General features: G+C 40.8%; 1 protein-coding gene. It reads left to right on the plus strand.

The window, feature by feature from the left end; all coding sequences use genetic code 11:
- The first annotated feature begins 272 nt into the window (after positions 1-272).
- Positions 273-1469, plus strand: coding sequence for an elongation factor Tu (tuf, locus tag ABPH35_RS10735; RefSeq protein WP_067089207.1), 1197 nt, complete (start codon positions 273-275; stop codon positions 1467-1469).
- The last annotated feature ends 290 nt before the right edge of the window (positions 1470-1759 follow it).

The following is a 1759-nucleotide window of genomic DNA, read 5'->3' on the forward strand; positions in this document are numbered from 1 at the left end:
TCTTTTTGGTGTATAATAGTGTTGCATCTCAGAGTCTTTCTAATTGTTGTTGTGGTGATTACAATTATATCTCTCTGAGATGTTTTTTAATACCCTTGACTGGCTAACTTCATTTTAGAACTTTCGATTATCAGCTCGATGTGGAATAAATTGTAAAAAAGATAGAAAATACTTGCATTTCTGCTACAATTTGATAGAATAGTAAGGTAAAGTTAGACTGTATTGCCTACTGTCTATCTATAAAATATATTTTATTGGAGGCTTTTACCAAAATGGCAAAAGAAAAATACGATCGTAGTAAACCACACGTTAACATTGGTACAATTGGACACGTTGACCACGGTAAAACTACATTGACAGCAGCTATCACAACTGTATTGGCACGTCGCTTGCCTTCATCAGTTAACCAACCAAAAGATTACGCTTCTATCGATGCTGCTCCAGAAGAGCGCGAACGCGGAATCACTATCAACACTGCACACGTTGAGTACGAAACTGAAAAACGTCACTATGCGCACATCGACGCTCCAGGACACGCGGACTACGTTAAAAACATGATCACTGGTGCGGCTCAAATGGACGGAGCTATCCTTGTAGTAGCTTCAACTGATGGACCAATGCCACAAACTCGTGAGCACATCCTTCTTTCTCGTCAGGTTGGTGTTAAACACTTGATCGTCTTCATGAACAAAGTTGACTTGGTTGACGACGAAGAATTGCTTGAGTTGGTTGAAATGGAAATCCGTGACCTTCTTTCAGAATACGATTTCCCAGGTGATGACCTTCCAGTTATCCAAGGTTCAGCTCTTAAAGCTCTTGAAGGTGATTCAGCATTTGAAGATATCATCATGGACTTGATGAACACTGTTGATGAGTACATTCCAGAACCAGAACGCGATACTGACAAACCATTGCTTCTTCCAGTCGAGGACGTATTCTCAATCACTGGACGTGGTACTGTTGCTTCAGGACGTATCGACCGTGGTACTGTTCGTGTCAACGATGAAATCGAAATCGTTGGTATCAAAGAAGAAACTTCTAAAGCAGTTGTTACTGGTGTTGAAATGTTCCGTAAACAATTGGACGAAGGTCTTGCAGGAGATAACGTTGGTGTTCTTCTTCGTGGTGTACAACGTGATGAAATCGAACGTGGACAAGTTATTGCGAAACCAGGTTCAATCAACCCACACACTAAATTCAAAGGTGAAGTTTACATCCTTACTAAAGAAGAGGGTGGACGTCACACTCCATTCTTCGACAACTACCGTCCACAGTTCTACTTCCGTACAACTGACGTAACTGGTTCAATCAAATTGCCAGCAGGTACTGAAATGGTAATGCCTGGTGATAACGTAACAATCGACGTTGAATTGATCCACCCAATCGCCGTTGAACAAGGTACTACTTTCTCTATCCGTGAAGGTGGACGTACTGTTGGTTCAGGTATGGTTACAGAAATCGAAGCTTAATTCGATTACGTTCCCAGAAATAACAATTATAGACAGACAGAAAGAACCTCAGCCTAGCTGGGGTTTCTTTTTGTCTTGCCGCCTCGTCTTTCCTAAAGAAAGCAGGTGGCAGCAAGAACGTGCATGCTTTTTATTATGTGTAGAATGTATTTTTTACCCACGACAAACGCATGAAGAAAAGATAGTTTTCAGAAAACGACATACATAGTGACAAAATCAATCAAAGTAGTAAACTAGAGATAGAGGTGACTACAATGATTGATTTTCTCGTTTCCATAGACTCCCAAAGT

The sequence above is a fragment of the Streptococcus handemini genome (assembly GCF_040984445.1).
Taxonomy (GTDB): Bacteria; Bacillota; Bacilli; order Lactobacillales; family Streptococcaceae; genus Streptococcus; species Streptococcus handemini.

Bases quoted from the DNA above. Each gene is read 5' to 3' on its own strand.
- tuf (WP_067089207.1), top strand. From the start codon at position 273: ATGGCAAAAGAAAAATACGATCGTAGTAAACCACACGTTAACATTGGT.